The following is a 6662-nucleotide window of genomic DNA, read 5'->3' as shown; positions in this document are numbered from 1 at the left end:
CTGGAGGCCTTCGTGCGGGCCGCCGCCATCGAGATCGCCCCGCGGCGCATCAACGCCGTCAGCCCGAACGTCTTCACCGAGAGCCTCACCGACTACGCCGGCTACTTCCCGGGCATGGGCTCGGTCGACCTCGCCCAGGTCGCCCAGGCGTACGTCCGCTCCGTGGAGGGCGGCCAGACGGGGCAGGTCTACGCCCTGTAGCGAGCGGGGCCGGCATCAGCCGGCCTTGCGTGCCACAGCCCCGTAGAACCCCACGTCCTCCGACCCGGCCGGCGGCGGGCCGTCCGGCCGCCAGAACGGGACCTGCACCAGCCCCGGGTCCACCAGGTCGAAGCCGTCGAAGAACCGCTCGACCTCGCTGTGGGTGCGCAGGTTCATGGTCGCGGTCGCCCTGTTGTAGACGGCCTGGGCGTCCCCCCGGTCGGCCAGGTCGCCGGTGGCGTGCGAGAGGGCCAGGAAGCTGCCGTACGGCAGGGCCTCGCGCAGGGTGGCGACGATCTCCGCGGGCCTCTCCGCGTCCGTCACGAAGTGGAGGATCGCGACCAGGAACAGCGCGACGGGCTCGCCGAAGTCGATGACACGGCGGACGTCGGGATGGTCGACGACGCTGCGGGGGTCCCGTACGTCGGCGAGCACCACGCTGGTCGAGCCCATGTCGCCGAGGAGCGCGTCCGCGTGCCTCGTCACGATCGGGTCGTTGTCGACGTAGGCGACGCGCACGTCCGGCGCCAGCTCCTGGGCCGTCTCGTGGACGTTCGGGGCGGTGGGCAGGCCGGTGCCGACGTCGAGGATCTGGCGGACGCCGGCGCCGGCGACATGGCGGACCGCACGCCGCAGGAAGGCGCGGTTGGCCCGCACGGACATCCGCGCCTCGGGCGCCTGGGCGGTCAGGGCGTCGCCGGCCAGCCGGTCGACCTCGTAGTGGTCCCTGCCGCCCAGCAGGTAGTCGTAGATGCGTGCCGGGTGCGGTCTGCCGACGTCGATCTCCTCCGTGGGGACACCGTCCCGTGTCACGTCCGCTTCTCCTCTCGGCGACCGCCACGGCGCATTCGTCCGCGATCGGTTGTACGAGAGCTTTCTACATCAACTTCCCGGCCGCGGAGGCACGTTGCGCGCGCGGGAGCCGCCGGGCCCGTGCGCCGCGCTAGCTCGCGCGCTTGGTCGCCGCCCACGGGGTAGTCATCCTGTCGGTACAGGAGGTGCGTGTGACGGGATGGGCTGTCCCCTTGTGGGACGTGGACAACGGGCAGGGGCTGCGGCAGCTGGCCGAGCTGGGTCTGGCGCTGCTGCTGTCGAGCCTGATCGGCTGGGAGCGGGCGGCGCAGCAGAAGAGCGCGGGCCTGCGGACCCACACCCTGGTGGGCATCGCCAGCGCGCTGATGATGGAGGTCTCCCAGCACGGCTTCACCAACGTGCTCGGCCTGGACAACGTGTCCTTCGACCCGTCCCGGGTGGCCGCCCAGATCGTCTCGGGGATCGGCTTCATCGGCGGCGGCCTGATCTTCGTACGCCGTGACGCGGTCCGCGGACTGACGACGGCCGCGACGATCTGGCTGACCTGCGCGGTCGGCATGGCCTGCGGCGGCGGTCTGCCCGTCCTGGCCTGCGCGGTCACCGCGGTGCACTTCCTCGTCGTGCGCGGATATCCCCTGCTCACCGAACGCCTGGTGCCCGGCTCCTCGGCCTCGGCCTTCGAGCTGCGCATGACCTATCGCACCGGCACGGCGCTGCTCCCCCAGCTGATGGAGACCTGCACCCGGCGCGGCTTTCGGATCCTGCAGGTGAAGGTCGACCGGCTGCCCGGCCGGACCGACTCGGCGGCCCGCGTCCTGCTCGAACTGGAGGGGACCGGCGACTCCGCCCCGCTCACCGCGGAGCTGTTCGAGAACGAGGGCGTGATCGACGTGGAGACGACCGCCGCCCTCGACGACTAGCGCTCCCGCTCCCCGGCCCCGGCCGGGTCCCGCACGGGACGCCCGCACGAGACGACGTACGAAAGGCACCGCGTTGCACGCATCTTCGCCCGATTCCGACGGCGGCCGCATCACCACCCGGCCCCGGACCACCCGCCCTCCGACACCGCAGGCGGCGGTGGGTGTCGGGGTCATCGTGGTCCGGGACGGGCGGCTGCTGCTGGGGCGGCATCGGCTCGGCACGTACGAGTTGCCGGGCGGGACCGTCGAGCCGTACGACGGGTCCTTCGAGGCGACCGTCGTACGTGAACTGGCCGAGGAGACCGGTCTGGTGGCCCGAACCGACGACGTCACGCTGCTGGGGACGCTCGTCGATCGCGTCGGCGACGTCGTACGGATCACCGTCGGCGCGGTCGTCCGGTCCTGCGAGGGGCAGCCCTCGACGCAGCCGGACGAGAGCGTGGGCGGATGGGAGTGGTGGGCGCTGGACGGGCTTCCCCGGCAGGACCTCTTCGAGTGCAGCGCCCAGGTCCTCGCGCACTGGCGCCCCGAGCTGCCCATCGACCATCCGCCCGCGCACTTCACGCCCTACGCGGCGGACTGACGCCGTGCGCCGGCCGCCGGCTCACTCACGAGCGCCGGGGCCGTAGGCCGCGGCGATGTCCTTCGACGTCCCCCACCGGCTGTACGTGGGCGACTGGGGCCACCCCTCCGGCGAGTCCTGCCACTCCTCCTGGCGCCCGTACGGCAGGAGGTCGATGAGCGCGAAGGTGTGGCTGAGCTGCTCGGTGCCCCGGCCGTTGGTGTGCCAGGTGCGGTAGACCTTGTCGCCGTCGCGCAGGAACACGTTGACCGCGAACCCGCCGTCGGGCGGGGCGCCGACGTCGGACCCGAAGGAGCTGTCGGCGGTCGAGTACCAGGTCATCCGGTTGCCGACCCGGTGCTTGTAGGCGAGCGCCTCCTTGATCGGCCCCTGGGTCACGACGACGAACCGTGCGTCGTAGTTGTCCAGGAACTCCAGGCGCGTGAACTGCGAGGTGAAACCGGTGCAGCCGGGGCACTGCCATTCCTTGCCCGCGAACCACATGTGGTTGTAGACGATCAGCTGCGGCTTGCCTTCGAAGACGTCCGCCAGCCGGACGGGGCCGTCCTCGCCCTCCAGGACGTAGTCGGGCATCTCCACCATGGGCAGCCGGCGGCGCTCGGCGGCGATGGCGTCGAGTTCGCGGGTGGCGGCCTTCTCGCGGGCTCGCAGCTCCTCGAGCCGGCGCTCCCAGGTCGCGGCGTCGACGACGGGTGGCAGGGCATGGGTGGTCATGGTCCCCTCACAGAGCTCGTACGCAGTTCGGGTTGTCCGGAGGTAGACCGCGTCCGTCACCAGAACTCATCGGTCGCGCCCGGGGTCGTTGCGGTAGCGGCCGGGTGTGGTGCCGATGATCTGGGTGAAGGCCGTGATGAAGCTGCTGGGGTTGGCCCAGCCGCAGGCGTGGGCGACGCGGGTCGTGTCATGGCCGTCGGCGAGCAGGACGAGTGCGTGGTAGACGCGCAGTTGCGTGCGCCACTCGTAGAAGGTCATGCCGAGTTCGTCGTGGAACAGCCGGCTGAGGGTGCGGGCGCCGGCGCCGATCGTGCGGCCGAGTTCGGCGAGCGAGGTGTTGTCCGAGGGCTGCTCGCGCAGGATCCGGGCGACGGCGCGCAGGCGGTCGTCCTGCGGTTCCGGCAGCTGCAGGGGCTGCTCGCGCGCTTCGTGCAGCTCGTCGACGAGGACGCGGCGCAGGCGTGCGTGCGCGGCACGGTCGTGGTCGGCACCGTCGCGGAACCGCGGGCCCGTGAGGGTGAGCAGCAGCTCTCGGACGAGGTCGGAGGCCGTGAAGACGGCCGGACGGGCCGGCACGAAACGGGTCAGGGAGGAGGGCAGGAAGAGGATCCGCATGTCGGTGCTGCTGTGCGCGCGGTGATGGTGCGTGCAGCCGGCCGGGATCCATGCGACCCGGTTGGCGGGGACGATCGACGTGCCGCGTTCGGTGTGGACGGACAGGACGCCCCGGGCCGCGTACACGAGGTGCCCGCGCTCGTGGGAGTGCGCCGAGCTGGTGCCGCCGGACGGCCACAGGTGCACCCCGCCGGACGGCCAGATCTGCGACGTCCGGACGGTTGCGGGAGCTTGGCGGCCATCGGGCATGACGTGGCATCGTACCGGTGGCAGGCCACGGTGCCCACCGGCCCCGGTGGACGCATGACGATGACGATGCGTGCGGCGGTCTGTTTCGGGGGCCCCGAGGTGCCGGGATCCGGAAGCGGCCCGTGCCCGTGGTGCGGGAGGGCTGGAGCCTGGTGCGGGTGAAGGCCGCGGGCCTGAACCGGTCGGAACTGCGCACGCGCCAGGGGCACTCTCCCGGTGTGCGGTTCCCGCGGGTGCTCGGCATCGAGTGCGTGGGGGTCGTGGCGGAGTCGACCGATCCGGGGCTGCCGGAGGGGACGACCGTCGCGGCGGTGATGGGCGGGACGGGCCGGGAGTTCGACGGCGGCTACGCCGAGTACGCGCTGCTGATGCCGATCACCACCACCCTGCCGTGGGACGTCCTGGCCGCGCTCCCCGAGACCTACCTCACGGCGCAGGGCTTGCTGGACGCGCTGGGGATCGCGCCCGGTGGTACGGGGCGGCTGCCGATCCGGGGCGGGACGTCGTCGGTGGGGATGGCGGCCGCGTCGACCGGGCGCGGCTACGGCCTCGAGACCGCGGCCGGCGTCGACCACGTGCTCCTCGACGACGAGGGACTCGTTGCGCCTGGTCCGGCGCGGCGGGATGGTGCGTGGACCGGGTGTTCGCACTGGACGAGATCGTCGCGGCCCACCGGTACATGGAGAATGACGAGGGCACCGGAAAGCTGGTTCTGATCACCGATTAGCACGGAAAGAAAAGAACCGGCTATGAGCGACGTTAATTTTCGGAGATATCTCGTACAACCTTTGGTCACATGCGTGGGTCTCGTTAACGCAAGGGTGAGTTGAGGTTGTTGAAGAGGAGCTCCGAACGTGACCGTGCGCTCTTTTGCCCGGCGTATGCGGCCCCGAGTCGAGCGGAAGGCCGCCGAGCGGGTGTGGCAGCTGCGCACCATGCGGCGGCGCCGGCAGGCAGCGGTGACGGACCCGGTCCTGCGCCCGGTGGCGGTGCGAGGCCAGCAGCTCTACGGACGCGTCGTGTCCGCCTTCACCGCGGCCGGGGCCGCCGCCTCCAACCTCGGCCTGGTCGTGGCCGCGCTGGAGCAGGAAGGCATCCCCTACTTCCTGGTGCCGGCCGCGCGGACGCGGTACACGGTCGGCGTGAACGCCGTCGACCGGGAGCGGTTCCTCACCGCTCTCGAGACGCAGAACGCGGGCAAGGCGGTCTTCATCGGCAGGCCACTGCCCGGCGGCACGCTCCGCCACCCGGCCCTGTTCATGGACGGCGTGCTGCCCGCCGCGCTGCGCACGGCACCCACCTTGCGCGTCGGCGAGAACCACCTGGGCCCGTCAGGCCAGCTGCTCGCCGGTCCGGAACTCGCCTGCGACGTCGAGTTCTGGGAGGACGGGGCCCAGCTCCTCGCCACCGCCGACGGCCCCAGACGCCTGGCCAAGGTCCAGCCGCAGGCGTCCGAGGACGTCTTCGCCGAGTCCCTCGTCGCACCGCGCAGCAACGGCATCACCGACGTCCTGCCGGCGTCCGAGCAGAAGCCCGCCACCGTGCAGGTCGGCGACCGCGAGCTGCCGACCTTCGCCGCGCTCACCCCGCCGACCGTGAACGACGTGACCTTCCCCGTCGACGTCGTATACACCTGGGTCGACGGCGAGGAGCCCGCGATGCGGGCGAAGCGGGCCCGCTTCCGGGAGCGGGGCACCGCCGAGATCCTGGACAAGGAGACAGGCGCCTCCCGCTACACCAGCCATGACGAGCTGAAGTACTCGCTGCGCTCGCTCGCGATGTACGCGGACTTCGTGCGCCACATCTACCTCGTCACCGACGGACAGAAGCCGCACTGGCTCGACGACCGGGCCGAGGGCATCACGGTCGTCGACCATCGCGACATCTTCCCGCCGGACGTGTTGCCGGTGTTCAACTCCCATGCCATCGAGACCCGTCTGCACCACATCGAGGGCCTGTCGGACCACTACCTGTACTTCAACGACGACGTGTTCGTCGGCCGCCGGGTCACCGCGGAGCACTTCTTCCACGGCAGCGGGCTCATGAAGATCCCGGTCTCCCCGCTCAAGATCGGCGTCGGCAAGCCGCACGCCGAGGAGACCGCCACCAACTCCGCCAGCAAGAACGTCCGCGGGCTGCTGATGGAGAAGTTCGGGCGGATGACGACGAACAACTTCATGCACACGCCGCTGCCCCAACAGCGCGAGACGCTGCGGACGTTGGAAGAGCTCTTCGACGAGGACATCCGCCGCACCACCGCGTCCCGCTTCCGCTCCCCGCAGGACATCGCCATGACGGCGCCGCTGCTCTACCAGTACGCGCTGATGACCGGCCGCGGTGTGCCGGGCAGCTTCAGCTTCCGGTACGTCAACATCAGCCGCCCGGACGCCGAGGCGCGGCTGGACGATCTGCGCCGCAACCGCCGCTTCGACTTCTTCTGCCTCAACGACGTCGACGTGCCGCCGGAGGAACGGGAGCGGGTCGGGGTCCGCATGGGCGAGTTCCTCGACCACTACTTCCCCTTCCCCAGCCCCTTCGAGAAGCGGAACTGACGGGGGTCGGGGGGC

The 6662-nt window shown here is 71.3% G+C and carries 7 protein-coding genes and 1 pseudogene; 5 read left to right on the top strand and 3 right to left on the bottom strand.

Annotated elements, in window-relative coordinates:
- Positions 1 to 201: pseudogene (locus tag ACFU97_RS12145) on the top strand (short chain dehydrogenase); the annotation flags it as partial.
- Between the two features lie 15 nt (positions 202 to 216).
- Here ACFU97_RS12145 and ACFU97_RS12140 read toward each other — a convergent pair.
- The gene (locus ACFU97_RS12140; protein WP_384254403.1) at positions 217 to 1014 is read right to left on the bottom strand and encodes an SAM-dependent methyltransferase; all 798 of its coding nucleotides are present in this window, start codon (positions 1012 to 1014) and stop codon (positions 217 to 219) included.
- A gap of 191 nt (positions 1015 to 1205) precedes the next feature.
- Here ACFU97_RS12140 and ACFU97_RS12135 point away from each other — a divergent pair, with 191 nt between their 5' ends.
- Complete coding sequence (locus tag ACFU97_RS12135; RefSeq protein WP_384254400.1) at positions 1206 to 1934, top strand: MgtC/SapB family protein; 729 nt, start codon at positions 1206 to 1208, stop codon at positions 1932 to 1934.
- A 73-nt stretch (positions 1935 to 2007) separates the two neighbouring features.
- Positions 2008 to 2517, top strand: coding sequence for an NUDIX domain-containing protein (locus ACFU97_RS12130; RefSeq protein WP_384254398.1), 510 nt, complete (start codon positions 2008 to 2010; stop codon positions 2515 to 2517).
- A 21-nt stretch (positions 2518 to 2538) separates the two neighbouring features.
- Here the strand turns inward: ACFU97_RS12130 and ACFU97_RS12125 are convergent, their stop codons facing one another.
- Positions 2539 to 3231 (bottom strand): DUF899 domain-containing protein, encoded by a 693-nt coding sequence (locus tag ACFU97_RS12125; protein ID WP_384254396.1) that lies wholly within the window; start codon positions 3229 to 3231, stop codon positions 2539 to 2541.
- Between the two features lie 66 nt (positions 3232 to 3297).
- A complete protein-coding gene (locus ACFU97_RS12120) occupies positions 3298 to 4095 on the bottom strand; it encodes an AraC family transcriptional regulator (RefSeq protein ID WP_384254393.1) in 798 nt (265 codons plus the stop codon).
- Positions 4096 to 4217: 122 nt separating this feature from the next.
- Here ACFU97_RS12120 and ACFU97_RS12115 point away from each other — a divergent pair, with 122 nt between their 5' ends.
- Positions 4218 to 4811 (top strand): alcohol dehydrogenase catalytic domain-containing protein, encoded by a 594-nt coding sequence (locus ACFU97_RS12115; protein ID WP_384254391.1) that lies wholly within the window; start codon positions 4218 to 4220, stop codon positions 4809 to 4811.
- A gap of 138 nt (positions 4812 to 4949) precedes the next feature.
- Positions 4950 to 6647: a stealth family protein gene (locus ACFU97_RS12110; protein ID WP_384254389.1), complete on the top strand. Its 1698-nt coding sequence runs from the start codon at positions 4950 to 4952 to the stop codon at positions 6645 to 6647.
- Positions 6648 to 6662: the final 15 nt, after the last annotated feature.

It is taken from the genome of Streptomyces sp. NPDC057616 (assembly GCF_042800575.1).
Lineage (GTDB): Bacteria > Actinomycetota > Actinomycetes > Streptomycetales > Streptomycetaceae > Streptomyces.
This window is presented reverse-complemented; position numbering and strand designations above follow the sequence as displayed.